1 pseudogene is annotated in these 315 nt (G+C 48.9%); it reads right to left on the bottom strand.

What is annotated here, in order from left to right:
- Positions 1–288, bottom strand: a pseudogene (locus D0T87_RS24005) (recombinase); the annotation flags it as partial.
- Between the last annotated feature and the right edge of the window lie 27 nt (positions 289–315).

Consider the following 315-nt stretch of genomic DNA (forward strand, 5'->3'; position numbering starts at 1 on the left):
GCGGCGATAGACGATAAGATCGCCCTGAATATTCGTTTTGGTCAGGTGAGCCAAGTCAACAAAAGGCATGCCGTGCAACAGGAAAGAAAGAACAAACAAATCGCGGCTAAGAGCAAGGCGAGGATCATCGGAAAGGTCGGCCGAGAGGATCAAGGCAATAACATCGGATTCCAGGGAACGTTTCTCGGTAGGTGCGCTACCCGTAAACACATTGTCAAAAAGACCGGGAGTAAAGGCCATCAAACCCAATCGCCGGGCCTCGCGATAAAGAGAACGCAAAGCGTTCATATAAGAGGAAATTGAATTGTCTTTCAG

Origin of the sequence: Bacteroides sp. 51 (assembly GCF_010500965.1) — a bacterium.
GTDB lineage: Bacteria > Bacteroidota > Bacteroidia > Bacteroidales > Bacteroidaceae > Bacteroides.